Annotated in this window: 27 protein-coding genes; 17 read left to right on the forward strand and 10 right to left on the reverse strand. The window is 62.0% G+C overall.

The features are described from left to right. Positions 1 to 82 precede the first annotated feature (82 nt). The gene (locus ACXJKO_RS02685; RefSeq protein WP_457089531.1) at positions 83 to 385 is read right to left on the reverse strand and encodes a hypothetical protein; all 303 of its coding nucleotides are present in this window, start codon (positions 383 to 385) and stop codon (positions 83 to 85) included. Between the two features lie 174 nt (positions 386 to 559). Between ACXJKO_RS02685 and ACXJKO_RS02690 the strand changes: the two genes are divergently transcribed. Continuing rightward, positions 560 to 844 carry a hypothetical protein gene (locus ACXJKO_RS02690; protein ID WP_457089532.1) on the forward strand — a complete coding sequence of 95 codons (285 nt, stop codon included), beginning with the start codon at positions 560 to 562 and terminating at the stop codon, positions 842 to 844. Between the two features lie 7 nt (positions 845 to 851). Here the strand turns inward: ACXJKO_RS02690 and ACXJKO_RS02695 are convergent, their stop codons facing one another. Then, positions 852 to 1,805, reverse strand: a complete 954-nt coding sequence (locus ACXJKO_RS02695; RefSeq protein WP_457089533.1) for a DMT family transporter — start codon at positions 1,803 to 1,805, stop codon at positions 852 to 854. 214 nt (positions 1,806 to 2,019) lie between these two features. On the opposite strand from ACXJKO_RS02695, the gene ACXJKO_RS02700 reads away from it, so the two are divergent. From ACXJKO_RS02700 to ACXJKO_RS02715, 4 genes are all read left to right on the forward strand, one after another. Next, positions 2,020 to 3,246 (forward strand): MFS transporter, encoded by a 1,227-nt coding sequence (locus ACXJKO_RS02700; RefSeq protein ID WP_457089534.1) that lies wholly within the window; start codon positions 2,020 to 2,022, stop codon positions 3,244 to 3,246. Positions 3,247 to 3,436: 190 nt separating this feature from the next. Then, positions 3,437 to 3,802 (forward strand): septal ring lytic transglycosylase RlpA family protein, encoded by a 366-nt coding sequence (locus ACXJKO_RS02705; RefSeq protein WP_457089636.1) that lies wholly within the window; start codon positions 3,437 to 3,439, stop codon positions 3,800 to 3,802. A 241-nt stretch (positions 3,803 to 4,043) separates the two neighbouring features. Further along, on the forward strand, positions 4,044 to 4,631 hold the full coding sequence (locus ACXJKO_RS02710; RefSeq protein WP_457089535.1) for a hypothetical protein: 588 nt from the start codon (positions 4,044 to 4,046) through the stop codon (positions 4,629 to 4,631). Then, on the forward strand, positions 4,624 to 5,796 hold the full coding sequence (locus ACXJKO_RS02715) for a thermonuclease family protein (protein WP_457089536.1): 1,173 nt from the start codon (positions 4,624 to 4,626) through the stop codon (positions 5,794 to 5,796). Before ACXJKO_RS02710 ends, ACXJKO_RS02715 begins: the two co-directional genes overlap by 8 nt. Positions 5,797 to 5,844: 48 nt before the next feature. On the opposite strand, the gene minE is transcribed toward ACXJKO_RS02715, so the two are convergent. The 3 genes from minE to minC are packed head-to-tail and all read right to left on the reverse strand — an operon-like array spanning position 5,845 to position 7,602. Next, positions 5,845 to 6,105: a cell division topological specificity factor MinE gene (gene minE, locus ACXJKO_RS02720; protein ID WP_457089537.1), complete on the reverse strand. Its 261-nt coding sequence runs from the start codon at positions 6,103 to 6,105 to the stop codon at positions 5,845 to 5,847. Beyond that, positions 6,102 to 6,917 (reverse strand): septum site-determining protein MinD, encoded by an 816-nt coding sequence (gene minD / locus ACXJKO_RS02725; RefSeq protein ID WP_457089538.1) that lies wholly within the window; start codon positions 6,915 to 6,917, stop codon positions 6,102 to 6,104. The genes minE and minD overlap by 4 nt, the downstream gene beginning before the upstream one ends. A 22-nt stretch (positions 6,918 to 6,939) precedes the next feature. After that, positions 6,940 to 7,602: a septum site-determining protein MinC gene (gene minC / locus ACXJKO_RS02730; RefSeq protein WP_457089539.1), complete on the reverse strand. Its 663-nt coding sequence runs from the start codon at positions 7,600 to 7,602 to the stop codon at positions 6,940 to 6,942. A gap of 439 nt (positions 7,603 to 8,041) precedes the next feature. Between minC and ACXJKO_RS02735 the strand changes: the two genes are divergently transcribed. Both ACXJKO_RS02735 and ACXJKO_RS02740 read left to right on the forward strand, forming a co-directional pair. Further along, positions 8,042 to 9,235 (forward strand): TAXI family TRAP transporter solute-binding subunit, encoded by a 1,194-nt coding sequence (locus ACXJKO_RS02735; RefSeq protein WP_457089540.1) that lies wholly within the window; start codon positions 8,042 to 8,044, stop codon positions 9,233 to 9,235. 70 nt (positions 9,236 to 9,305) lie between these two features. Continuing rightward, positions 9,306 to 10,790: a hypothetical protein gene (locus tag ACXJKO_RS02740; protein WP_457089541.1), complete on the forward strand. Its 1,485-nt coding sequence runs from the start codon at positions 9,306 to 9,308 to the stop codon at positions 10,788 to 10,790. A 9-nt stretch (positions 10,791 to 10,799) separates the two neighbouring features. Here the strand turns inward: ACXJKO_RS02740 and ACXJKO_RS02745 are convergent, their stop codons facing one another. After that, positions 10,800 to 11,057: a hypothetical protein gene (locus ACXJKO_RS02745; RefSeq protein ID WP_457089542.1), complete on the reverse strand. Its 258-nt coding sequence runs from the start codon at positions 11,055 to 11,057 to the stop codon at positions 10,800 to 10,802. 208 nt (positions 11,058 to 11,265) lie between these two features. On the opposite strand from ACXJKO_RS02745, the gene ACXJKO_RS02750 reads away from it, so the two are divergent. Both ACXJKO_RS02750 and ACXJKO_RS02755 read left to right on the forward strand, forming a co-directional pair. Continuing rightward, a complete protein-coding gene (locus tag ACXJKO_RS02750; RefSeq protein ID WP_457089543.1) occupies positions 11,266 to 12,033 on the forward strand; it encodes a sulfite exporter TauE/SafE family protein in 768 nt (255 codons plus the stop codon). A 130-nt stretch (positions 12,034 to 12,163) separates the two neighbouring features. Next, positions 12,164 to 12,607 (forward strand): hypothetical protein, encoded by a 444-nt coding sequence (locus ACXJKO_RS02755; protein WP_457089544.1) that lies wholly within the window; start codon positions 12,164 to 12,166, stop codon positions 12,605 to 12,607. 85 nt (positions 12,608 to 12,692) lie between these two features. On the opposite strand, the gene ACXJKO_RS02760 is transcribed toward ACXJKO_RS02755, so the two are convergent. Then, positions 12,693 to 13,724 (reverse strand): cysteine synthase A, encoded by a 1,032-nt coding sequence (locus ACXJKO_RS02760; protein WP_457089545.1) that lies wholly within the window; start codon positions 13,722 to 13,724, stop codon positions 12,693 to 12,695. Positions 13,725 to 13,916: 192 nt separating this feature from the next. On the opposite strand from ACXJKO_RS02760, the gene ACXJKO_RS02765 reads away from it, so the two are divergent. Further along, on the forward strand, positions 13,917 to 15,152 hold the full coding sequence (locus ACXJKO_RS02765; protein WP_457089546.1) for a YeeE/YedE family protein: 1,236 nt from the start codon (positions 13,917 to 13,919) through the stop codon (positions 15,150 to 15,152). A 52-nt stretch (positions 15,153 to 15,204) separates the two neighbouring features. On the opposite strand, the gene ACXJKO_RS02770 is transcribed toward ACXJKO_RS02765, so the two are convergent. Further along, positions 15,205 to 16,107 carry a LysR substrate-binding domain-containing protein gene (locus ACXJKO_RS02770; RefSeq protein WP_457089547.1) on the reverse strand — a complete coding sequence of 301 codons (903 nt, stop codon included), beginning with the start codon at positions 16,105 to 16,107 and terminating at the stop codon, positions 15,205 to 15,207. Positions 16,108 to 16,203: 96 nt separating this feature from the next. Between ACXJKO_RS02770 and ACXJKO_RS02775 the strand changes: the two genes are divergently transcribed. Then, positions 16,204 to 17,670: a catalase gene (locus ACXJKO_RS02775; RefSeq protein ID WP_457089548.1), complete on the forward strand. Its 1,467-nt coding sequence runs from the start codon at positions 16,204 to 16,206 to the stop codon at positions 17,668 to 17,670. A 60-nt stretch (positions 17,671 to 17,730) separates the two neighbouring features. On the opposite strand, the gene ACXJKO_RS02780 is transcribed toward ACXJKO_RS02775, so the two are convergent. Further along, positions 17,731 to 18,381 (reverse strand): MBL fold metallo-hydrolase, encoded by a 651-nt coding sequence (locus tag ACXJKO_RS02780; RefSeq protein WP_457089549.1) that lies wholly within the window; start codon positions 18,379 to 18,381, stop codon positions 17,731 to 17,733. A 144-nt stretch (positions 18,382 to 18,525) separates the two neighbouring features. On the opposite strand from ACXJKO_RS02780, the gene ACXJKO_RS02785 reads away from it, so the two are divergent. Both ACXJKO_RS02785 and fghA read left to right on the forward strand, forming a co-directional pair. Further along, entirely contained in the window at positions 18,526 to 19,638 is a 1,113-nt protein-coding gene (locus ACXJKO_RS02785; RefSeq protein WP_457089550.1) for an S-(hydroxymethyl)glutathione dehydrogenase/class III alcohol dehydrogenase, read from the forward strand. 14 nt (positions 19,639 to 19,652) lie between these two features. Continuing rightward, complete coding sequence (gene fghA, locus ACXJKO_RS02790) at positions 19,653 to 20,498, forward strand: S-formylglutathione hydrolase (RefSeq protein ID WP_457089551.1); 846 nt, start codon at positions 19,653 to 19,655, stop codon at positions 20,496 to 20,498. On the opposite strand, the gene ACXJKO_RS02795 is transcribed toward fghA, so the two are convergent. Next, positions 20,495 to 21,070 (reverse strand): NUDIX domain-containing protein, encoded by a 576-nt coding sequence (locus ACXJKO_RS02795; RefSeq protein ID WP_457089552.1) that lies wholly within the window; start codon positions 21,068 to 21,070, stop codon positions 20,495 to 20,497. The genes fghA and ACXJKO_RS02795 overlap by 4 nt on opposite strands. A gap of 130 nt (positions 21,071 to 21,200) precedes the next feature. Here ACXJKO_RS02795 and ACXJKO_RS02800 point away from each other — a divergent pair, with 130 nt between their 5' ends. The 4 genes from ACXJKO_RS02800 to ACXJKO_RS02815 all read left to right on the forward strand — a co-directional run bounded on the left by ACXJKO_RS02800 (position 21,201) and on the right by ACXJKO_RS02815 (position 25,523). Then, on the forward strand, positions 21,201 to 22,022 hold the full coding sequence (locus ACXJKO_RS02800) for an SIR2 family NAD-dependent protein deacylase (protein ID WP_457089553.1): 822 nt from the start codon (positions 21,201 to 21,203) through the stop codon (positions 22,020 to 22,022). 172 nt (positions 22,023 to 22,194) lie between these two features. Further along, positions 22,195 to 23,355 (forward strand): OpgC family protein, encoded by a 1,161-nt coding sequence (locus ACXJKO_RS02805; RefSeq protein ID WP_457089554.1) that lies wholly within the window; start codon positions 22,195 to 22,197, stop codon positions 23,353 to 23,355. A 17-nt stretch (positions 23,356 to 23,372) separates the two neighbouring features. Then, the gene (locus tag ACXJKO_RS02810; protein WP_457089555.1) at positions 23,373 to 24,116 is read left to right on the forward strand and encodes an SGNH/GDSL hydrolase family protein; all 744 of its coding nucleotides are present in this window, start codon (positions 23,373 to 23,375) and stop codon (positions 24,114 to 24,116) included. Between the two features lie 84 nt (positions 24,117 to 24,200). Next, positions 24,201 to 25,523: an AmpG family muropeptide MFS transporter gene (locus ACXJKO_RS02815; RefSeq protein WP_457089556.1), complete on the forward strand. Its 1,323-nt coding sequence runs from the start codon at positions 24,201 to 24,203 to the stop codon at positions 25,521 to 25,523. Positions 25,524 to 25,561 lie beyond the last annotated feature (38 nt).

The raw sequence follows: 25,561 nt of genomic DNA on the forward strand, positions 1-25,561 counted from the left end.
ATCTTGCAAGGCTTTACCGATCCACGCTGTACGAGCGGGTTATTAGTATGCTGCAACCTGGAAAGTAAGCCTTATCGCGCTCCTATTGGCAGACGATGGCGGCGCTCGGGCAATAAGCTTGGTATTGCGGCGTCGGGCAATAGGTCTGCCGGAAGGTCTCGGGGATCGTGCAGGTCACGTGCACACGGTAGCCCTGCTGCGGCACGCCGATGGCCTCGTGCAGGACCGAATAGCCGATTCCCTGCTCGGCCAGCCTCGAAATTGCCCGCTCGGGCTGGAGGACGCTGGTCACCCGGGTGGTCCTTACCGAATAATCCGCAGCGTGAGCGGCCGAAACTAAAAGGCCTGCTGCGATGGCTGCTGCACCGATCCATTGAATTCTCATGCCAGTTCTCCCGCATTCTCAACGAAACAGGCCAATCCGGCCTATGGAAGAATAAATGCCGAGGGGGGCGTTTGGGATCCTTAACCACGTTCCACAGGGGGGAAGCGTCTTAAACAAGCGGTAGGAATCTGTGGGCGATAACGCGGCTGACGTCAGTGAAGTGAATAGGCTCACATGCACCACATCCATCTCGCCGAAGGTTTGAAGCTTCGTTTTCCGGCCCGCAGCGCCGATTTCGACCAGGGTGTCGAGGTTGGCATGCTGGCGGCTCTCATGAGCCAGGACGTTGCGGAGTTCAGCCGCCGGATCTCCAACGCCAATCTGGGGCAGGTGCGCGCTTTGGCCGATCAGTTCGGCTACCGCCTCGTGGAAGGCGAAGCCGAGGGCGAGAGCGTAGCCCTCACCTTCTATAACCGCACCGCCCGCCCGCGCCTGCGGGTCGTGCATTCGGGCGCCTGAGACCTTCTCAGGCGTTCTTGAACCTCTTCTCGAGCGCCCGCACCCGCGCACGATAGGCGGTATAGAGGCCGCTGGCGGCAATGATGCCGCCGCCCAGGATCGTCCAGGCATCGGGCACCGTGCCGAACACCCAAAACCCGAGCAGGCCCGCCCAGATGAGCTGGGTGTAGGAGAACGGGGCGATCACCGAGGCATCGCCCTGCCGATAGGCCATGATCAGGAACCATTGGCCGATCGTGAAAGCCACTCCGGCCGCGATGCCGAGCAGGGCCATGTCCCAGCCTGGACTCACCCATTCGAAAGGCACGACGGCGCTCAAGGAGATGGCCCCGATGATGCTGGTATAGATCATCGTGGTCAGAGCATGGTCGCTACCGGTCTTGCGGGTGATGATGGCGCCGAGCGCCCAGCTCGCCGCGCTGAGAAGAGGCAGCAGCGCCGCCGCCTGGAAGGTGCCCGAGCCGGGGCGGATGACGATGAGGACGCCGATCAACCCGACCGCCGCCGCGCTCCAGCGCCTGATGCCGACGTTCTCGCCCAGGAAGACGATCGACAGGGCCATGATGAGGATCGGCGCCACGAAGAAGATAGCGGTTGCATCGGCAACCGGCAGGTAGGGAAGGCCCGTGGTGAAAATCAGGGTCGAAGCGACCATCGCGACAGCGCGGAGGATCTGAAGGCCGGGCCGCGTGGTGCGAAACAGGGCCGAGCCGCCCGTGAGATAGACGAAGGGGACCATCAGCAGAGCGAAGGTCGCATAGCGCATCCACGCGATCTGAGAAACCGGAAGGTTCGCCGTCAGCAGCTTGGTCACCACGTCAGTGAGCGCGAAGAACACGGTCGATCCCACCAGCAGCAGGATGCCGCGCAGGGGCGTATGCCCCCGCTGGGGCTTCACGGACGCTTGCGCGGCAATCGCGGATGCCGCTTCCTGTTGGAGGGCGATGGGACCGGTGGACATGAGCGGCTCAAAAAAATTGGCTCGCGCGGTGGAGACGCAGCGAACCAGAGGAGGCAATCAACTTCCGGGAATGAACCCTGTTTCACCCGGTATGAGAAGTGCAAACTCGGCACATGATCCATGCTTTAGACGAATGGATCGACCATGATTGAGGTCTAGATTTGCACGCTGAGCATGGGCATTCAAAAGCACCCAATAGCCTACGGGAACGATGATGCAGGAGAGCGCACTGGAGCGACCAAGCCGTCTGGTCAGCGGAACGCCAGCATTCCGCCGCCTGAACCTTGCCTTGTTCGCAGCCGGATTCTCGACCTTTGCGATTCTTTACTGCGTGCAGCCCCTGCTGCCGGCTTTCTCGGAAGAGTTTCACGTCAGCGCGGCGGCGAGCAGTCTGTCCCTCTCCCTCAGCACAGGCTTACTCGCCGTCGCGATGCTGGTGGCGGGCTCTCTCTCGGAAGTGTGGGGCCGCAAGCCGGTCATGGTTGCCTCGCTGCTCTCCTCTGCCCTGCTGACGCTTCTCTCTGCCGTCGCGCCGACTTGGACGACCTTCCTGATCATCCGCATGCTCATTGGCATCACGCTCAGCGGACTTCCTGCCGTGGCCATGGCTTATGTGAGCGAGGAGGTGGAGCCCAAATCCATTGGCCTTGCCATGGGCCTGTTCATCGGCGGCAATGCAGTGGGCGGCATGGCGGGCCGCATCTTCAGCGGCGTCCTGACGGATCTCGGCTCGTGGCGCATGGCCATCGGAATCATCGGAGCCATGGGGCTGGCGGCAGCAATGGCCGCATGGCGCAGCCTACCGGCCTCGGCCCATTTCCAGGCACGCCGCGCCGATCTCGGCGACATGCTTCGCGCCTTCGCGGGACACTTGCGTGATCCTGGCCTGCGCTGCCTGTTTGCCGAGGCATTTCTGCTCATGGGCGGGTTCGTGACGCTCTATAATTATCTCGGCTACCGGCTGACGGCGGAGCCCTATGCTTTAAGCCAGACCGCCATCGGCGCGATCTTCTTCAGCTATCTCATCGGCACGGCGAGCTCCGCCTGGATCGGCGGACTTGCCGAGCGGCTGGGCCGCCGCCGGGTGATGTGGGTCATGATCGTCATCATGATGGCGGGCCTGGGCCTCACCCTTTTCCAGGCGCTGCCCGTAATTATCCTCGGCATCGCCGCCGTCACCTTCGGCTTCTTCGGTGCGCATTCCATCGCGAGCAGCTGGGTCGGGCGCCGGGCGCGGGGAACGAAGGCGCAGGCCTCGGCTCTTTACCTGTTCTGCTATTACTTCGGGTCAAGCGCCATCGGCACCCTTGGGGGCGTGTTCTGGTCCAACTGGGGCTGGATCGGGGTCTGCGTCCTTGTGACCACTCTCCTCCTCATCGCACTTGCCCTCGCCTTCTATCTGGCGTCGCTTCCTCCGCTGACAGATCAGTCGCAGCCCTAGTAGGATCGATGAGGCTATAGTCGATGGATTATCCCAAACTGTAATAATATATGTTCAGCCTATTGATCGTTATTCATCGCATTCCATCGATTAAGAATAATTATACTGGTCTTATTGTTGCCCCATTAGCCTCCATTTTGCACACCCATACAACACGACAAGGGAATGCATTTTGGATCAACGTAAGCTCATGCTTGCTTTCGCGAGCATCGCTCTCGCGAGTGCTGCTCTCCTTTCTCCTGCCAGTGCAGAGCCGGATGCCCTATCCGGCAAAGTCATTCAGAACGGCAAGGCTTCCTGGTACGGCCCGGGCTTTCAAGGAAAGCGGACCGCCAGCGGAGAGACCTTCAACACCAATGAGCTCACCGCCGCTCACCGCACGCTGCCCTTCGGCACGAAAGTGAAGGTCGTGAACAAGCAGACCGGGCGTTCCGTGGTGGTGCGCATCAATGATCGCGGCCCTTATGCCCATGGCCGCGTTATCGACCTCTCCCGCGCCTCCGCCCAGGCCATCGGGATCGACGGCGTCGGATCGGTCTCCGTCGCGCAGATGTAAGGCTGAGCCTTGGCGGGATCCTTTCCTGCCAAGGCTTGGACCGTCGCCTTTTGTGGAACTCTAGACGGCCCAGGCTGCTTTTCCCCGGTCACTCGCGTCATTGAGAGCCCTTGGGAACTACATGCAAGTTCAGCCGCCGCTGATCGGATTTTTTGGAGCCTTCGCGCTTTTGTGTGGAACCACATTGGTGTCGCAAACAGTTGCCGCACGGCCGTGGACTGAACCCCCGGCTGAGCTTGGCTTGTCTGCTCCACCACCCACACCTTCGCCTCCCGCGCAGATGCCGGCCCCGGCCCCTGCGGCCGAAGCTCCTCCTGCGCTACCGCAGCAGGAAGCAAAGCCCCAGCCTTCCGCCCCTGAGCCAAAACCTGAAATCGAAACCGCCAACCGTCCGACGCGCGATGAGAAGGCCAAGACATTCGTCATGACCTATCTCGATACGTGGTCGAGCCCGAATGAACGCGCTCTCGATGCAACGGCGGAGCTTTATGCGCCGCGCGTTCTTTTCCATGGCCGCACCGTCAGCATGGACCGGGTCTTCAAGCAGAAGGAGCGCTTCGTGCGGCGCTGGCCGGAGCGCGAATACCGCCCGCGGGACAATACTACCGGTGCCGAGTGCAATGCGGCCGGTACGCTCTGCACGGTTCACACGGTTTTCGATTATGTCGCCGCCAATCCTAAGCGTGGCCGCTTTTCGCAAGGAGCCGGCGCTTTGCAGCTCGTCGTTCAATTCATCGGCGACAAGCCCGTGATTGTTGCCGAGCATAGCACGGTGATCACACAGAAGCGCAAGCGCACTCTAGCTTCGGAGAATGCATCGAATGAGTGACGTCAAATCGATCCATGACGCTCCGCATGTGTATGACAGCGAGCGCAGCCGCCACTGGACCCATATGCGGGACCGCATGCGCGCGCTGATTCACGCTGAGGTCGAAAAGTTCAACCCTACCGACGATGCACGCCGCGCGCTGGAACTCATCATCGAATCCTCGGTCCGCCCTTCGGAGGTGGAAGGCGAGCTGAAGCTTACAGTCATCGATCCGGGCGGCGAACCTCGCATGATCATGCGGAACGGTCAGGCCGAGCCCTTCACCTTGCAGGATCTGATCGACGAGCTGCGCGCGAGTCATCCGGTGCTCTTCACGACCGCCCGTAGGGACGACAGGTTGATTCAGGAACGTCGGCCCGAGCCCGTACCGCGCCACGAGCCCGCACCTCGCGACTGGCTCAGCGTCGGAAGCGTGGCATCGGCGGCGCCAGCGGAACCTGCGCATCGCAAACCCTCCCTGCACCACTGGCGCAAGCGCGGAATCCGCCTTCATGCGTGGTCGCGTTCCATCAAAAGAATATTGAGGGAGAAGGCTCCCGGCGATAGCGCCGTGCGCCTGGAAGCGATCAGGCAAAGTCTTGTTCAATCCGGCGAGCGGGCTGGCACCTTCTTCGAGGACCTTCGCGAACGTCCGGTTTATCGGCGCCCCGGCTTTGCCCTCGGCGCCGTGGCACTTGCAGCCTTTCTCGGCTTCGGGGTCTTCATGCTCATGAGAGGTGAGGAACCCCCTCAGGCCAGCATCGCAGAACCGGCCACCACGGGAGCCGTCACCCCAAGCCGCAGCGTCAGCGCAGTCGCGAACGCGGCGGTCAGCACGCAGGCATCGCGCTCGACGGGCGGGCGCTCCTTGCGCGGCGTTCCGGATGTGATCGACACCGCCACCTTGTCTCTTGAGGGCGAGGTCGTTCGCCTGTTCGGCGTCGAATGGGCACCGGGCGCGGGCAAGCCCGAGGATCTCACGAGCTACCTGCAGGGCCGCGAAGTCTCCTGCGAGCCTGCCGGCAGCAACGACACTTATCGCTGCAAGGTCGGCGAGCAGGATCTGTCGCGGGTCATTCTTTACAACGGCGGCGGCCAGCCGACTGCCGMGGCGACGCCGGAGCTGAAGGCCGCCGCCGACAAGGCGCGCGAGACGAAGATTGGCGTGTGGGGAAGTCAGCCATAAAAAACGGCCCCGTGCATGCACGGGGCCGTTTGATCTTGAAGCCTGCGCTTAGCGGGCGCCGGCCGGAGCGGGAATTTCGACCTCGATCTCGAGGGTCGAGATGTCCGAGTCCCGGTTCATCTTCACCTGGACATTGTCGTGCTCGACCATCACGTGGCGGCGGACGACGGCCAAGATCTCTTCACGCAACTGCGCCACCAGATCGGACTTGCCGCCGACGACGCCGCGCTCGTGAGCCAGCAGGATCTGCAGGCGCTCGCGCGCCACAGGCGCCGACGTACGACGGTTGAAGAAGCTCATCAGGTTCATGCGGCCCTCCTTCCGAACAGCTTGCCAAACAAGCCCTTCTTGTCGGACGGGACGGTCATCTCGACCGTTTCGCCCTTGAGCCTGCGCACTGCATCGAAGTAAGCCCGGCCCGGCGCGCTGGCCGGGTTGTTGAGGGTGACCGGCGAACCGACGTTCGATGCGCGCAGAACCTCTTCGCTCTCCGGGATAATGCCGATGAGCGGGATCGAGAGGATCTCGAGCACGTCATCCACTTTGAGCATCTCGCCGCGCTCGGCGCGGATGGGGTCGTAGCGGGTGAGCAGCAGGTGCTTCTCGATGCGGCCGCCATTCTCGGCTTTCTCGGTTTTGGAATCGAGCAGGCCGATGATGCGGTCGGAGTCGCGGACCGAGGACACTTCCGGGTTCGTCACGACGACGGCGACATCCGCGTGGCGCATGGCCATGGTCGCGCCACGCTCAATGCCGGCGGGGCTGTCGCAGATGATCCAGTCGAACTTCTCGCGCAGCTCGTTGAGCACGCGGGCGACGCCCTCATCCGTCAGCGCGTCCTTGTCGCGGGTCTGCGAGGCGGGCAGCAGCGAGAGGTTCTCGAGGCGCTTGTCGCGGATGAGAGCCTGGTTGAGCTTCGCGTCGCCCTGCACCACGTTGATGAGGTCGAACACCACGCGGCGCTCGGCGCCCATGACGAGATCGAGATTGCGCAGCCCGACGTCGAAGTCGATGACGACGACCTTTTCGCCGCCATGTGCGAGCGCCGCGCCGAGAGCTGCCGAGGACGTTGTCTTTCCAACGCCACCTTTGCCGGATGTTACGACCAAGACTTTGGCCATTGTCGTCTCTCTTTCTCTAGTATCAATCCAGTGTTGTCAGGATGATGGAATCGCCATCCAGGCTTACCTGGACGGGCTGACCGTGAAATTTTGTGCCGAGATCGTCGGCGGTCTTGTAGAGACCGTCGACCGCGATCAGTTCGGCTTCGAACTTTCTGCAGAAGATGCGGGCGCGGTCATTGCCCGTGCAGCCGGCAATCGCCCGTCCGCGCAAGGTGCCGTAGACGTGGATCGATCCGCCCGCCACGATCTCCGAACCGGAGGCGACGGAGCCGATTACCGTCACATCGCCTTCGGGATGAAGGATCGACTGGCCGGAGCGCACGGAGCCCTCGATGAGGAGCGTCTTCTCCGAGCCGGGCTGGTAGCCGGCGGCCTCGACGGCAGCGGCGGCTTCCTCAGCCACTCCGGGCTCTATCTCGCCCGCAGGCTTGCCGCCATTGATGGCGGGCGGCATGTCGGGCTCGACATTCTCAGGAGCTGCGCCTTCCAGTCCGATGATGCGGATGTTGCGCATCTTGAAGGCGGCGAGCAAAAACTTGAGTTCTGACTTGGACGGCTTGAGGGAGGAGACGTCGGCAATGATGGGCCGTCCGGTAAAAAAACCGGGCGAGCGTTCTGACACGGCGTCGAGATCCTCCAGCCAGTCCCTCAGGGGCACTTCAGGCGCGAGGACCAGGGCCATGAAGGACCTGCCACGGAAGCGAAGAGAGGGGCGGGGGCGAACGGCGATGGTCACGGGAGTTCAAATTCCTTTAATACCCCCTGATTTCGTCTCACTATGGTTAATGGACCGTTAAGAGGCCGCCCAGTGCTAACAAATTTCTTAAATTCTTCGGTCCTGAAATCCGTCACCGCCGACACAACGAGATAGGACCGATAAGAAATTCCACTCCTGCAAGGAATATAAAGATAAGATCTAGCTCTTTATGAGTAGATACTAGCACTTCTTGCGTATTACTTTGAAAGCAAAGCTCAATTGACCGCCTATGGGATGAGCATAGGATCAACGTTCTTTCGTTTTGTCAGATCGTTGCTTCAAGACTATTTTCACAAGGGAGCCAGGAACGACAAGACGATCGACACGACAATAAGCCGAAAGGCAAGTCCACGGAGGACGAAGTATGTCGGATCGCGTTTCTGGTCTTCTTTCCCTGTTCAATTCCTTGAGTCGCTTGTCCTGCCGAATCGTTCTCGCCGCAGCCTTTCTGGTTTCCGGCCTTATCGGTGCATCGGCCCAGCCAAGCCCACCTCCAGCGCCGTCGCCGGTTCCTGAAACCGCCCGTGCCAATGCGGGCACGCTCGGTGTCATTTCCGGCGGCGCCGACGGAACCTATATCCGCATCGCCGCCGATCTCGCCAATGTTCTCGACGGCGAGGATCTGCGCATTCTTCCGATGATCGGGCGTGGCTCGCTTCAGAACCTGCGCGACATCATGTTCCTGCGTGGTGTCGATATCGGCATCGTGCAGATGGATGCCCGCGAGCAGCTCAAGGTGGAGGGACTTCAGGACAACGCGGTGAGACGCCTGCGCTTCATCACCCGCCTCTACAACGAGGAAGTCCACATCATCGCAAGCCGCGACATCACCGATATCAAGCAGCTCGACGGCAAGAAGGTGAATATCGACAAGGTCGGCAGCGGGACGAACCTGACCTCGCGGCTCATCTTCGACAAGCTCGGAATCAAGCCCGAGCTCACCACCTTCGATCAGGCTTCATCCTATGCGCGGCTGAAATCCGGAGAGATCCAGGCCGCCGTCTATGTCGCCGGAAGGCCGGTGCGGGCAATCGCCGAATTCCAGACGGAAGGACGCTTCCACCTGCTCTCCATTCCCTTCGAGGGCGAGATCGCGGAAAGCTACTTCCCGGCGCGCTTCGCGAACAACGATTATCCGCAGCTCGTCGACACTGATAAGCCCGTCGAGACGCTTGCCGTCGGCAGCCTGCTGGCGGTGTTCAACTGGCCTGAGAATTCCGATCGCTACAACCGGGTCAGGCGCTTCGTGAATGCCTTCTTCTCGCGCTTCGACGAGTTTCTGCAACCGGGACGCCATCCGAAATGGAAGGAGGTCAATCTGGCCGCAGACGTGCCCGGCTGGGAGCGCGTGAAGCCCGCCCAGGAATGGCTCGACCGCATGGCGACCGCCAGCAATTCGCCCGCGCAGGTGCAGAGCTTCGAGAGTTTCATGAACAGTCGCGGCATCAGCGTTTCCGCTGAGCAGCGGGACATGCTGTTCCGCGAATTCCTCACCTGGCAGAGCGACCGGCAGAACGACCGGCAAAGGTCGCCCCGGCGCACCAGCCGACAGGAATAATCACACCCCAAACTGGACCCAGGCCAAAGGCTCCCTCTCAAGCCTTTGGCTCCGCCACAGGAGGTCCGCCATGAATCGGAATACGACATCACCATCGAAACGCCTGGCCGCCGAGTTGCTGACAGGCACATTGCTCGGCCTGTCTCTTCTCGGGCCGGCCCGCGCGCAAGATACCGTCGCCGCCATCCCCGATGCGGCGGATGCCTATGCCACCGATCGTCTGACACCGTCATCGAGCGATCTCGCGAATCTTCTGCCGCTCGTTCTGACCTCGCGCGAGCGAAGACAGCTGGCCGAAAGGCTCGAAGCCTCCATGCGTAGCGGCGACATGAGCGGAGCGCAGAACAGCCTGAACTCCGCCATCGAGGTCGGCACGCTCGCCATCGTTCTCGCAGGCCAGCTGAAGAATCCGGACCTTCTTACGACACTTCAGAATCTCGGAATCAAGGGCGATGYCGCCATGCCGGCGGAGCCTCCGGACGCATCGGCTAATTGCAGCGCCCCGGTAGCATTGGCGGATCTTCAGGAGGCTGTCGAGCGGGAGAAGAATTACAGCGGCATGATTTCGCAAACGCTGAACGATCTCATGCAGGAGAACAACGCCCTGAAGGCGCGCCTGGACACGGACAATGCCGACCAGCAGTCGAAGATGTCCGAGTTGCAGCAGGCGCTGCAACGCGAGCAGGAGAAAAGCGAAACTGCCGGCCGCGAACTGGCGACCCTGCGCACCGATTACCAAGCCCTCCAATCGGCACCAGAGCAGGCCAAGGCCGCGATAGCCGCGAGCACAGCCGAATGGGAGACTCGTCTGCGGGAACAGCGCGATACCAACGCCCGTCAGCTTGCGGATATGGAAAAGGAATTGCGCGCCCTGCAAGTGCTCAAGGAGCAGGAATCGATTTCGCAATCTGCCCATGTGAGCGAACTCGAAAAGACATTGGCCCGCACGCAGGCGCAGGGTGAAGTTCTCGCCCAGGAACTGATTGCGGTGAACAAGGAGCTGAGCGCGCTCAAGGAGCCGCAACAGTCGAGCGTCACGCCACTGGTGCACCGGATCACGCGAGCAGGAATGGATGCGCCTCTGCCACCCGTCATCGAGGATACAACGCCTCGAGAAACCTCCGCGATTTCGCAGACCGATGCGACACCATCAGCGCCCGAGCGCGCTCTTCCGTCACAGGACAACGCTTCTAATCAGAAACAGAAGGAGCCCGCACCCGTCGTGGTTGCCTCCCTGCCGACAAGCTTCGATCCGATACCGGCGGTTTCGCCACCGGCGGATCCGCCGAAGAGCGAGGACCGCCTCACGATCCGCGCAGACGAACTCTTGCGCAAGGGCGACGTGAGCGGCGCGCGCCTGCTTCTGGAGCGGGCCCTGGACAACGGCAACGCACGCGCCGCTTTCCTGATGGGCGAGACCTTCGACCCGAACGTGCTCAACAAGCTGCGCGTTCTCGGCATTCGCGGCGACGCGTCCAAAGCGCGGGAATTCTACGCGCAGGCTCTCGCCCTCGGCATGGTCGAGGCGCGGGCGCGGATGGAGGCTTTGAAATAAAGGTGCAGGTTAAAAGGGCACCCACTCACCGTTTTCGGTGAGGGACTCGACGGCGCGCTCCAGCGCAGTGCCGGCATCGAGAAGCTGCTGGGCGGTCTGCTGGATCTGGAGCGTCGGGCCGGAAAACGTTGCCACGTGCTCGGTCATCTCCCGGACGCGCTCGATCAGATCGATCAGATCCGCGGCAAGCGCGGCCCTCTCCTCCGCCTCACCGGCGGCGGGCCGACCTTGCTTCAGGCGCGGGGCGAGAGGGATCACGTTCGTCATGTGTTCCAAATTCCGCTTTTGCGCCGCGCGGGGCAATGGACACACCCGGCACGATCCACAAGAATCAGTCGTCTTTGGGCGGTGGAAGCGCATTTTCCTATGCCTTCGCGCCTCTAGACGTTCGCCTAATGGGCCTTGGCTGGTACCAGTGCTATTCCTTTGATCGTCATATCGACGTCATTTTTTCCTAAAGCTCACCGATCACATCATGGAATTATCTACTGCGGCGCTTCTTGCTGCCTCGGGTCTTGCGGCCGGTCTTGTCAATGCGATTGCCGGCGGCGGCACCTTCTTCACTTTTTCCGCTCTCTTGGCTGCGGGCCTTCCGCCGGTGGTAGCCAATGCGACAAGCGCGGTAGCGGTGACGCCTGCGAACATCGCCAGCGCCTGGGCCTATCGCAAGGAACTCGCCGCCAATCTGCGCCGCTTCGCCGCTCTCGGGGTGGTGAGCCTCATCGGCGGCCTTGCCGGTGCGTATATCCTCACCGTCACCAACAACGAGGCGTTCCGCCAGCTCGTGCCGTGGCTCCTTCTGTTCGCCACCGTTCTGTTTGCCTTAAGCCCGCGCATCGTGGCGATCGCCCGCGCCATCGGCAAAAGCGAAGGGCATCACCCCTCCACCCGCGCCTGGGCTGCAGGCCTCGCGTTCCAGACACTCGTCGCCACCTATGGTGGCTTCTTCGGCGCGGGCATGGGCATCGTGATGCTGGCGGCACTTGCCATCACAGAGGGCGATGATTTCCATCTCATCAACTCGGCAAAGCATCTCTGCTCCACCGTGATCCAACTTGTCGCGGTGGTGCTGTTCATCATCGCAGGCCTCGTGAGCTGGCATGAGACGATCATCGTGGGAGCCGCATCGATCATCGGCGGATATCTCGGCGTGCATTTCGGGCGCAAGATGCCGGCCAGCATGATCCGGTGGCTCGTCATTGGTGTCGGTGCAGCACTGACACTGTATTTCTTCATTCGTTAACGCGCATTAACGGCCTTCCGCATTTTCTCGCGACCTTCGTGCATTTTGCGGAAATCTGCCTGATTCACGCCATAAGCGTCCGTCTTTCTGAGGCTGTCTGATTCCAAGCATTTCAAGAAGGATGAACTCAGTGGCCGAATCTCAGAAACTGGCAGGGCTCGACGCCATGGCATCGGTAAGCGCGCTCGGCCTGCGGTGGGCCGCCTTGCGCGGCATGCTGAACTCGCCCCTCATCCTGGGAGAGGAGCAGCGCGGGCTGCGCGACGAACTGGTGCATGAGCTCAACACCGTCGAGCAGGATTTCAGCGCGCTCCAATCCCGCAACCCGGCGGAAATTTCCGCGAAGGTCGACATCGCGAAATCCGCTTTGCGCGAGAAGGTGCAGGGCAGCGAGATGTGGATGCTCGACCTGCTCGACAGCATCCAGGCCGATCTCCAGGGCCTTGCTGCGAAGTCCGTGAACGGCGCACAAGCGACACGCCCGCCGGTCAATCTCTCCCGCACACATCAGTCGCGACCGGACGAGGCCACGCCACCGGCAGCGCAGGACAACGGCACGTCAAGCGCGGCGTAATGCTATAAACGACAAGCGCGGCGTAATGCTATAAACGACAAGCGCCGCATCATCGTCGATGCGGCGCTTTTTCTTTGCCCGATGTCTAGACGAGGCCCGGATCGATATTGCTCTGGCGATCCAGCCATTCAGGGATCGGCAGGTTCTTCTCGCGCAGGAAGGCCGGGTTGAAGAGCTTGGATTGATAGCGCGTGCCGTAATCGCACAGCACCGTCACGATGGTGTGCCCGGGTCCTAGATGCCGCGCGAGACGGATCGCGCCCGCCACGTTGATGCCGGACGATCCGCCGAGGCACAGGCCTTCATGTTCGAGCAGATCGAAGATGACCGGTAGCGCCTCTTCATCGGGAATCTGGAACGACAAATCGATGGGCGCGTCCTCCAGATTCTTCGTGATGCGCCCCTGCCCGATGCCCTCGGTAATGGACGATCCCGTCGATTTGAGTTCGCCCGTCGTGTAGTAACTGTGAAGCGCCGCACCCAGCGGATCCGCAAGCGCGATGGCGACCTTCGGATTGCGCTGCTTCAAGGCCATGCCGACGCCGGCCAGCGTGCCGCCCGTGCCGACCGCACAGGTGAAGCCATCGACCTTGCCGCCCGTCTGTTCCCAGATCTCCGGTCCGGTCGTCTCGACATGCGCCTGACGGTTCGCCACGTTGTCGAACTGGTTGGCCCAGATCGCCCCGTTCGGCTCCGAAGCCGCAAGGCGTTCGGAGAGACGGCCTGAGACCTTCACGTAGTTGTTTGGATTGGCATAGGGCACCGCAGGCACTTCGATCAGCTCCGCGCCCGCGAGCCGGAGCATGTCCTTCTTCTCCTGGCTCTGCGTCTCCGGGATCACGATGACCGTTCTGAAACCCATGGCGTTGGCCACGAGCGCGAGCCCGATGCCGGTATTGCCCGCCGTTCCCTCCACGATCACACCGCCGGGTTTCAGCTGCCCGCGCTCCACTGCATCCTGAATGATGAAGAGCGCCGCCCGGTCCTTCACCGACTGTCCGGGATTCATGAACTCGGCCTTGCCGAGGATCGTGCAGCCCGTCAGTTCTGAGGCCTGGCGAAGCTTGATGAGCGGCGTGTTGCCGATGGCGGCGGGAACGTCAGGCTTGATGGACATAGGTTCGGTCATCCGTTGCAGAGAATGGAGAGGAGCATCGACCCGAAAGCCAAAGGGCGCAATTGCGATAATTTCACATATTTGATCAGATAATAATCTATTAATTACAAGACTTGACGTTCTTTAAAAAGAACCACATGTTCCACGCTTAGGCCCATAGGCCCTTTCCCCTCCATCCAGCAAGGGAGAACCATGTCTGGCTCTGCAGTGGCTTCGCCTCTTTCCGTCGGAAACCGTGCAAGCTTGACCATCAACGCCCCGGCCTCGCTTGCGGCGGCAGCGGGCATCCTCGGCGGCGCGGCCCTTCTGGGCGCGATCATCAACCCCAAGCAGGCGGCGCTTTATGTTCTCGGCGCGGCGCTCGGCCTCGTGCTCTATCACGCAGCCTTCGGCTTTACCTCCGCCTGGCGCGTCTTCATCTCCGACCGGCGTGGAGAAGGCTTGAGGGCCCAGATGGTGATGCTCGCCATCGCCTCCATCCTGTTCTTCCCGGTTCTGGCCTCGGGCACGCTCTTCGGCCAGCCGGTGGCCGGCAACGTCTCGCCGGCGGGCATCGGCGTCGTGTTCGGCGCTTTCATCTTCGGCATCGGCATGCAGATGGGCGGCGGCTGCGCCTCCGGCACGCTCTATACGGTAGGTGGCGGCTCCACGCGCATGCTGATCACGCTCGCAGCCTTCATCGCGGGTTCGGCCATCGGCGCGGCGCATCTGCATTGGTGGACGGCTCTGCCGAGCCTGCCGAAGATCTCGATCATCGAGCTCTGGGGGCCTTGGCCCGCGCTTGCCGTGCAGCTCGCCGTCTTCGCCATCATCGCAGGCGTGACGGTGGTGCTGGAGAAGCGCCGCCATGGGCAGCTCATTCAGCCCGCTCCTTCCCCGCGCCAGGGCCTTGCCCGCTTCACGCGCGGTCCGTGGCCGCTGGTGGCGGGCGCGGTGGCGCTGGCTCTCTTGAACTTCGTGACGCTCTATCTCGCCGGCCGTCCTTGGGGCGTAACCTCGGCCTTCGCCCTCTGGGGTTCGAAGATCGCAGCCGCCATCGGCTTCGATGTGGCAAGCTGGCCTTATTGGTCGAGCCCTGCCAGCCAGGCCGCGCTGAACGGCAGCATCTTCAACGACGTCACGACCGTGATGGATTTCGGCATCATCCTCGGCGCGCTGCTTGCGGCATCGCTCGCGGGTCGCTTTGCTCCCACCTGGAAGGTCCCATTGCGCTCGGCTATTGCCGCCGTCGTGGGCGGCCTGCTGCTGGGCTACGGCGCGCGCCTCGCCTATGGCTGCAATATCGGCGCCTATTTCTCCGGCATCGCCTCGGGCAGCTTCCACGGTTGGGTCTGGCTGGTGGCAGCCTTCGCCGGCAACGTTCTCGGCACGCGCCTGCGCCCGCTCTTCGGGCTGGAAGTGGAACGCGTGAAGCTCACCGGCTGCTGAGGCCATCCGCCCTGAAAGACAAAGGCTCCCGGCTCACGCCGCGGAGCCTTTTTCATGCGTGCGCTTCCTCTTGCCGGATCGTCTTGATGAGATCGCCGAGCGCGGTGAAATCCTTCTTGCGGCCCGATGTCCGACGCCACACGAGGCCGAGTGTGCGCATGGGCGGGTTCTCGGGAAACGGAATGAGTGCGACGCGCTGGCGGTCCACTTCCGTCGCGGCGCACAGTTCCGGCAGCAGCGTGATGCCATGGCCCGCCGCCACCATCTGCATGATGGTGGTGAGCGAAGCGGCTCCAAGGGCTTTTCGCGCCTGCATGTTGGCGATCTGGCAATAGTGAAGCGCCTGATCGCGCAGGCAATGGCCTTCTTCCAGCAAAAGCAGACGCTCCTGCCCGATGCGCTCGCGCAGGTCGGGGGCGTTCCATCGAGCAGCCTCCTGCGCCTGCACGGCAATGAGGAAGCGATCGTCGAAGAGCGGCATGGATTCGAGCTGCGTGTTCTGGACGGGCAAGGCCACCAGCACCACATCGAGTTCGCCGCGCATCAGCTCATCCATCAGGATGTCGGTCTGCGTCTCGCGGATCTGGAGATCGAGTTCGGCATAATGACGATCCAGTTCGGTGAGGATCGCAGGCAGGAGATAAGGCGCGACCGAGGGGATGATGCCGAGGCGGATGGGGCCTGCGAGCAGGCCGTGATGCTGGCGCGCGAATTCCGACAATTCCCGCACTTGGGCAAGAATGCCTTCGGCCCGCTCCGCGATTTCCAGACCGGCCGGGGTGAGCGCGATGGAATTGCCTCGCCGCTCCACGAGGTTCACGCCGAGTTCGCGCTCAAGCTCCTTGATCTGCATCGACAAGGCAGGCTGTGTGATAGCGCATTGATCGGCCGCCATGCCAAAATGCTTCATGCGCGCGAGCGCCTCGAAATAGCGTAACTGTCGCAGTGTAACCATGATGCCGATAAGAATATCTGATCGCAGTTTATAATCAATTCAATTGGACCTTATGTCCTAAGCCCGTCATGGTGCCGCCCGCAACAAGGGACGATCATGACTAAACCGACAACTTTGACCACAACGGGCGGCGCGCCGATCCCCGACAACCAGAACAGCATCTCCGCCGGCCCGCGCGGCCCGCTGCTGCTTCAGGATTACCAGCTCGTCGAAAAGCTGGCGCACCAGAACCGCGAGCGCATCCCCGAGCGCGTGGTGCATGCCAAGGGTTCGGCCGCCTATGGCACGCTGACCGTCACCAACGACATCAGCCAGTATTCCAAGGCCAAGGTCTTCTCGGAAGTCGGCAAGCAGACGGAAGTGTTCCTGCGCTTCTCCACCGTCGCAGGCGAGCGCGGCGCAGCGGACGCTGAGCGCGATGTGCGCGGCTTCGCGCTGAAGGTTTACACGGAAGAAGGCAACTGGGACATCGTGGGCAACAACACGCCCGTGTTCTTCGTGCGCGATCCCGTGAAATTCCCAGACTTCATTCGTACGCAGAAGCGCCACCCCGCCACCAACCTGCGTTCGCCCACAGCCATGTGGGATTTCTGGTCGCTGAGCCCCGAGAGCCTGCATCAGGTCACGATCCTGTTCTCCGATCGCGGATTGCCGCAGGGCTACCGCTTCATGCACGGCTTTGGCTCGCATACCTACTCGTTCATCAACGAGGACGGTGAGCGCTTCTGGGTGAAATTCCACTTCAAGTCCATGCAGGGCATCAAGACCTGGACGAACAGCGAAGGCGAGGCCGTCATCGCCAAGGACCGCGAGAGCGCCCAGCGCGATCTCTATGAGGCCATCGAAGGCGGCGAGTTCCCACGCTGGAAGTTCTGCGTGCAGATCATGCCCGAGGCGGATGCGGAGAAGACCTCCTACAACCCGTTCGACGTCACCAAGGTGTGGCCGCACGGCGAGTATCCGCTGATTGAAGTCGGCGTTCTCGAGCTCAACCGCAACGCCGCGCATTACTTCGCCGAGGTCGAGCAATCCTCGTTCTCGCCGTCGAACATCGTGCCGGGCATCGGCTTCTCGCCCGACAAGATGCTGCAGGGCCGCATCTTCGCCTATGCGGATGCGCACCGCTATCGCGTCGGCACGCATTACGAGGCGCTGCCGGTCAATCGTCCGCGCTGCCCGGTGAACCACTACCACGCCGATGGCGGCATGCTGTTCGACACGCCGAACCGCGGCAACGCCTATTATGAGCCGAACTCCTTCAGCGGTCCGGTTCAGTCGAGCCGCGCTGCCGAGCCGCCGCTCAAGATCTCGGGCGATGCCGACCGTTACGATCACCGCGCCGGCAACGACGACTACAAGCAGCCGGGCGACCTCTTCCGCCTCATGACGCCGGACGAGCAGAGCCGCCTCATGGACAACATCGCTGCCGCGATGCAGGGCGTGCCGGAGGAAATCGTGAAGCGCCAGATCGTGCACTTCTACCTCGCCGACAAGGCCTATGGCCTGGGCGTGGCGGACCGCATGGGCCTGAAGGGCGCCGTGATGATCCAGGCTGCAGAATAATAAAAAGCCGTAGGGGCAAAACGAAACGGCTCAGGAGCGATCCTGAGCCGTTTTTGTTTGCTAAAGCAGCTCCTCACCCTGCAAGAACGGGTTCGTCTCCCTCTCCTGCCCAATCGTGCTCATGGGACCGTGGCCGCAGATGAAGGCGATGTCGTCGCCGAGCGGCAGGAGCTTGTCCTTGATCGAGGCGATCAGGGCCTTGCCGTCGCCGCCGGGAAGATCGACACGGCCCACGGAGCCCTGGAACAGCACGTCGCCGACAAGTGCGAAGCGCTCCGCTTTCGACACCAGCACGACGCTGCCGGGGGAATGGCCGGGGCAATGCAGGACATCGAGAGTGAGGTCGCCGACAGTCACCGTATCGCCCTCGTCGAGCCAGCGGTCCGGCGTGACGGCGCGGGCCGGAAAGCCATAGGCCTGCCCCTGCTCGGCGAGTCGCTGGAGCAGGAAATCATCCGCCTTGTGGGGGCCTTCGACCGGCACGCCGAGCGCTTGGCGCAATTCATCCGCGCCGCCCGCATGGTCGATATGGCCGTGGGTGAGGATGATCTTTTCCACCTCGACGCCGCTCTGCGCGATGGCGTCACGGATGCGCTCCACATCGCCACCGGGATCGACGACGGCCGCCTTCTTGGTCTTCTCGCACCACAGTAACGTGCAGTTCTGCTGAAAGGGTGTGACGGGGATGATGGCGGCGCGAACGTTCGGCACGGGCTGATCCTTTGATTGTCGAAGCAACACATATGTCCGCCAAGCTCTTCTGGAAAGCCTGCCGAGGCGCGCCCGACTCCATTGACCTTGCGGGACGTCGCTTCACATAGTCCCCCTCATCGAATCACATGAGGAGAGACTCGCATGGAAACCAGGGCCGCAGTCGCATGGGAGGCCGGCAAGCCGCTCACCATCGAGACGATCCGCATAGAAGGCCCGAAAGCCGGCGAGGTGCTTGTCGAGGTGATGGCAACGGGCGTGTGCCACACGGATGCCTACACCCTCTCGGGCCTCGACTCGGAAGGCAAGTTCCCGGCGATCCTCGGCCATGAGGGCGCGGGCATCGTGCGAGAGGTCGGCCCCGGCGTCACCACGTTGAAGCCCGGCGACCATGTGATTCCGCTCTACACGCCCGAGTGCCGCAACTGCAAATCCTGCCTGTCGCGCCGCACCAATCTCTGCACCTCGATCCGCTCCACGCAAGGCCAGGGCCTGATGCCCGATGGCACCAGCCGCTTCCGCTGCGATGGCGAGACCGTGTTCCACTACATGGGCTGCTCGACCTTTGCGAACTTCACCGTTCTGCCGGAGATCGCACTGGCGAAGGTGCGCGAGGACGCGCCCTTCGACAAGATCTGCTACATCGGCTGTGGCGTCACCACCGGTATCGGCGCGGTGATCTACACCGCGAAGGTCTGGCCCGGCGCGAATGTGGTCGTGTTCGGCCTCGGCGGCATCGGCCTCAACGTGATCCAGGGCGCGCGCATGGTTGGTGCCGACAAGATCATCGGCGTCGACATCAATCCCGCCAAGGTCGAGATGGCGAAGAAGTTTGGCATGACCGACTTCATCAACCCCAAAGAAGTCGGCAACCACAAGGTGGTGCAGGCGATCGTCGACCTGACGGGCGGCGGCGCGGACTTCTCGTTCGATGCCACCGGCAACACGGATGTCATGCGCCAGGCTCTCGAATGCTGCCATCGCGGCTGGGGCGAGAGCATCATCATCGGCGTGGCGGAAGCGGGCAAGGAAATCTCGACCCGTCCGTTCCAGCTCGTCACCGGCCGCGTGTGGAAGGGCACGGCGTTTGGCGGTGCGCGCGGACGCACGGACGTGCCGAAGATCGTGGATTGGTACATGGAGGGCAAGATCAACATCGACGACCTGATCACCCACAAGATGCCGCTCGACGAGATCAACACCGCCTTCGATCTCATGCACGAGGGCAAATCGATCCGCTCCGTGATCGTGTACTGATTAGGAGAGAGCACTTGAGTTTCGAGGTCGTTTCGCAATCGCGCTGCTTCGACGGCACGCAAGTGATCTATCGTCATGAATCGAGCGAGACCGGCACGCCGATGCGTGTGGCGGTTTACGTTCCGCCGCAGGCGAGACACGGCAAGGTTCCGGTGGTGTGGTTCCTCTCGGGGCTGACCTGCACGGAAGAGAACTTCACCGTCAAAGCCGGCGCGCAGCGCGTGGCCTCGGAACTCGGCCTGATCCTTGTCGCGCCGGATACCAGTCCGCGCGGCGAGGGCGTGCCGGATGACGTGGAAGGCGCGTATGATTTCGGCCTCGGTGCGGGCTTCTATGTGGATGCCACGCAGGAACCTTGGGCCAAGAACTATCGCATGCGCTCCTATATCGAGCGTGAGTTGCCCACGCTCATCGCCGAGAACCTCCCCGCCGACATGGATCGTCAGGGCATCACCGGCCATTCCATGGGCGGGCATGGCGCGCTGACCATCGCCTTGCGCAATCCGGGACGTTTCAAGGCGGTCTCCGCCTTCGCGCCCATTGCGTCACCGATGAATTGTCCCTGGGGCGAGAAGGCGCTGTCGAACTATATCGGGTCCGATCGCTCTGCCTGGAGTGAATACGATGCCTGCGCTCTCATCGAAAGCGGAGCGCGCGTGCCCGACATCCTTGTCGATCAGGGCATGGCGGATAACTTCCTGGACAACCAGCTGAAGCCGCAACTGCTGGAACAGGCCTGCGCCAAGGCGGGGCAGCCTCTCACGCTGCGCCGCCAGGAGGGCTATGACCACTCCTATTTCTTCATCGCGAGTTTCATTGAAGACCACCTGCGCTGGCACGCCGTGCGGCTTCGCGCTTAAGCTTTCCTGAAATGCTCGGGGTAGCGGAGCTGGAGCGCCTGGACGAGAGCCTGGGTCTTCAGGTCCGCGATCACATTGCGCTCTGCAAGATCGGCGAGTTCATCGAAGCCGACCTCCAACACCTCGATCTCTTCATGCTCGTCGGCAACACCGCCGCCCTCGCCGACCTTCTCCGTTTCCGCATAGGGCGCCAGGAACAGGTGCAGCCGCTCGGTGGTGATGCCGGGCGCTGACCAGAAGCGGCCCACCGGCTCCAGCGTGGCAACACGGATGCCGGCCTCCTCCATAGTCTCGCGGCGGGCGCAGGTCTCGGGGTCGTCCTCGTCGAGCAGGCCTGCCACCGCCTCGAGAAAATCCGGATGTCCCTCGATATGCATGACGGGCGCGCGGAACTGCCGGATGAGGATCACCTTCTGCCGCTTCAGATCGTAGGGCAGCACGGCGGCCGCCTCGCCGCTGTTGAGAACCTCGCGGATCATCGTCCGACCATCGGGCATCTCGACGCTCATCCTAAAAATCTTGCGCCATCCCTCATAGGCGGTCTCGATCTGCTTGATCCGGTAGGCTGTCACGGCAGGGCTCTCCTGTTCTTGGACCCAATCCTCAAGACAACTCATGAAACGCTCAAGTTGTCCAATAATGTTTCGCACAATGACGCAGTTGGTGCGTTTATGGGGCAAGGTTCGAGTCAAGAGGTGTCGCGTGGAAGATCTGGTCACAGCCATCAGGAACAGGCAGGCTATTCTGTTTGCTGGAGCCGGTGTGTCGATGACGGTGGGATTGCCCTCGTGGAGCACCCTGATCGAGCACGTGGCGGAAGAACTCGATCTGGATCTGACTGCGTTCAAGAATGACGAGTTGAGCTACCTGACGCTGGCGGAATTCTACCGCATCAAGCAGGGCAGTATCGGCCCCTTGCGCAGCTGGATGGACCGGAACTGGACCATCGACGACAAAGAGCTCAAGTCCTCGAAAGTTCACAAGCTCATCTGCGAGCTGGATTTTCCCATTATCTACACCACCAATTTCGACCGGAACCTCGAGACCTCCTTCGATCTCCAGGGCAAGGAATACGTCAAGATCGTCAATGCCAAGGACATCGCTCGCGTCCGCGAAGGCGTGCCGCAGATCGTGAAATACCACGGCGATTTCGACGATGATGATTCCATCGTCCTCGCGGAAACCGATTATCTCGACCGCCTGTCGTTCGAATCACCCCTCGACATCAAGTTCCGCTCGGACGCGCTCGGCAAGACCATCCTGTTCATCGGCTACAGCATGACGGATTTGAATATCCGCTTTCTCATGCACCGCCTTTGGAAAACATGGGCGGGCTCGGGCTTCGAGCGCGATCGTCCGCAATCCTATGTGTTCACCTTGCGCCCCAACCCCGTCGAGCAAGCCGTGTTGGAACAATGGGGGTTGCAGGTTCTGACCGAGAAGGAATGCCCGCCGCAGGATGCTCTCGAAACGTTTCTCACCAAACTGCATGACGCGGTGCGGAAGGAAGATTCCTGCGCCTGAACAAGAGGGTTGCGGCGAACATGAACAATTTGTAATTCGTTCCTCAATAGCCACGCTTGTAGATTATTCACGCGCGGAAAAGTGTTTGGCCTCGGCAGGCTTTGCGAAATCGCCGAGGCAACCGCATTGCAATTTTGACGTTTCACCTTGAGAAATATTGAAGAGCGAATTGATGGCAGCTCCGGAGAGAAACACGACGATCGATTTTTGGCGGGGCCTTGTCCTCGTGATCATCTTCGTCAATCACATTCCGGGGAACCTGATCGAGCATGTCACACCGCGCAACTTCGGCTTCTCCGATTCCACGGAAGCCTTCATCTTCATCTCGGGCCTCTCCGTCGCGCTCGTCTATTACGGCAAGCTGCCTCAGGGCGATACATTCGCAGTGATGAAACGCTGCCTGCGCCGCGCCTTCGAACTCTATCGGATGCACCTGTTCCTGACTGCCGGCGCCATCGTTCTCTTCTCCGTCGGCTATGAACTGAGCGAGGAGATTGGCCTCATCGAAGAGCATGGCCGCAACGCAGTCTTCTACGACACCGCCAAGGGCATCACAGGCATCATCCTGCTCGGGCATCAGCTTGGCTATTTCAACATCCTGCCGCTCTACATCGCGCTGATGCTGCTGGCGCCTTTCGTGCTCGTGCTTGCGCGAATGAGCCTCGTGCTGGCGCTCGCTGTTTCCGCCTTGCTCTATGTGCTTGCTCGTTTCGGCCTGCTCGCGCTGCCCAGCTGGCCCGAGCCGGGAACCTGGTTCTTCAATCCCTTCGCCTGGCAGTTCCTGTTCACGGCCGGCATCGTGACCGGAATCGCGATGCTGGAGAAAGGCATTCCCTATCGCCGCGACCTGATGATCGGCGCGCTTCTCGCCTTAAGCGTGTCGCTCGTGGTGACCACGGCCGGGTTCGGCCTGCTGCCCTGGTTGCCGGATGCCGCCCGCCCACTGTTCGATCTCGACAAGCACAATCTCGGTTTGGGCCGCATCCTGCACTTCCTGGCGCTCGCCTATGTGCTTGCGCAGTTCGGGATCGGCCGTGTTTTCAAGCGCACGATCGTCGGCCCGGACCTGATGAGGCTTGGCCGTAATGCACTCACCATCTTCGCCTCCGGATCGCTGCTCAGCGCTGCGGGACAAGTCATCATGACGCTGGCTGCAGTTAAATCCTCCGCTAGTCCGCAGATCATTGGCATGGTATTCACCGTTCTTGGTATCATTGGTCTTCTAGCACTGGCTCGATATCTCGAATGGAACAAAGAAAACTTGGCTGCTCGTCAAAAAGAGCAGGCAAAGGGGCTCGGACTGTCCGCTTCTGCGGGGCGGCTCTCTTCCTAACCTTGGCGTTTCTTGGCATGATGGCTCCAGCCTCGGTGGCCAACGCCCAATGCAACACGCAGCGCAAGATCTTCACGGCGCAGGGTTCGCTTGCCTTCATCAAGGCCAAGCTTACGCAGCACGAGCCTGTGCGCATTCTCGCTATCGGCTCCTCCTCGACCGAGGGCATCGGCGCTTCCTCGCCTGACCATTCCTATCCGGCGCAGCTCGAGGACGATCTCAGCATGCGCTGGAAGGATGAGGTCACTGTCGTCAATGCGGGCAAGGGCGGTGAGACAGCAATTCAGACCATCAATCGCCTGGAGGCGGCTCTCAAGGCCGATAAGTTCGATCTCGTGATCTGGCAGGTCGGCACGAACGATGCCATCAATGGCGTCAATGAGGATGCCTTCCGCGCCCTGCTGGAGCGCGGCGTCGCCGCAGCCCAGAACGCTGGCACGGCCATCATCCTGCTCGACCAGCAATACTTTCCATCCATCAGGGATCTGCCGCGCTACGAGCGGTTCGTGAAGGCGGTGAGCGTACTCGGCAACGAGCGTAAGGTATCGGTTTTCTCCCGCTATGCCCTCATGCAGGACTGGAACAGCCACTCGACGGAGGAGCTGCGCTCCATGCTGTCCGCTGACGGCTTCCACATGGGCGACAAGGGCTACGATTGCCTTGCCGGCCACGTGGCCGAGGCCATCGACAAGCTGTCCAAGCAGCCGGTTGCCGAGGCCAAGTTGGATGTGAGCGCTGGACAGGGCTTTCAGGATCGTTAACACCAAGGCAAGGATCGAGTGCCAGCATCTGATGTGGCGGTCGGGCCTGAAGCCTGACCGCTGAACCTACAGAGCGACCTTGTAATGGCCCAAGCCAGACCCCGCCTTTCCTTCCGCGATGTACTCACCGATGGGCGCATCGCACTCATGCTGCCCCTCGGCTTCTCGTCGGGCCTGCCCTTCCTTCTGGTCTTCAGCACCCTCTCGACCTGGCTGCGGGAAGCGGGCATTTCGCTCACCGTGATCGGCATGCTGAGCTGGGTGGCCTTGGCTTATTCCCTGAAATTCCTGTGGGCGCCCATCGTCGACCGCTATGACGTGCCGGGCCTCGCGCGGCTGCTCGGACGGCGCCGGGGCTGGATGGCCCTGTCTCAATTCGGCGTCATGGCAGGCCTCATCGGCATGGCGATGGTGGGACCGCAGGTGAGCATGCCGCTCACTATCGCTGCTGCCGTGCTGATCGCCTTTTCCTCGGCCACGCAGGATGTGGTCATCGACGGCTGGCGCATCGATGCCGCGCCGACCGAGCGCCAGGGCATGATGGCGGCGGCCCTCCTCCTCGGCTACCGCCTCGCGCTGATCTGCGCCGGTGCCGGCGCGCTCTACATCGCAGAATTCGCCAGCTGGCCCTCCGCTTATCTGGCCATGGCCGCGCTCATGGGCGTGGGCCTCGTGGGCACGCTGCTCGCGCCGCGCATCGACGAAGGTCAGGCCCGTACCCGCGTGCCTTTCGTGCAGGCGATCATCGAGCCGCTTGCCGATCTCTTCCGCCGCAAGGGCATGATGCTCATTCCGATCCTGGCGCTGATCGCGTGCTATCGCCTGCCGGATTTCGTCGCCGGCATCATGGCGAACCCGCTCTATATCGACCTCGGCTTCACCAAGGCCGACATCGCCAATGTGTCGAAGCTCTACGGCGTCTGGATCGGCATCATCGGCGCCTTCGGCGGCGGCATCGCGCTCACCCGGCTAGGCCTATGGTGGACGCTCCTCATCGGCGCAACGCTTGCCGCCGGCTCCAACCTGATGTTCACTTGGCTCGCCTCGGGCAACGCCACCCTGATGGGCCTGACGCTCTCCATCAGCGTCGACAACTTCGCGCAAGGCTTCGCCGGTGCGGCGCTCGTCGCCTATATGTCGGGCCTCACCTCGCCGGGCTTCGCAGCCACGCAATACGCGCTCCTCAGCTCGCTCTACGCGCTCCCCGGCAAGCTCATCGGCGGCGCATCCGGCGCGGTGGTGGACACCTGGGGCTACCCGCTTCTTTTCACCGGCACCGCCGCCATCGGCATTCCGCTGGTATTTCTGTGCCTCGCGGTGCGGCGGGATACGATGCAGAGCGTGCGGGAGAAGGAACAAGCGAGCAATGCCGCCGCTCCGCCAGCGGTCGCTGGGTCGAGAGCATAGTCCTTCCTGTGCCATCCCGGATGGGCTGAGCCATTCGG

Source organism: Microvirga sp. P5_D2 (assembly GCF_054049475.1).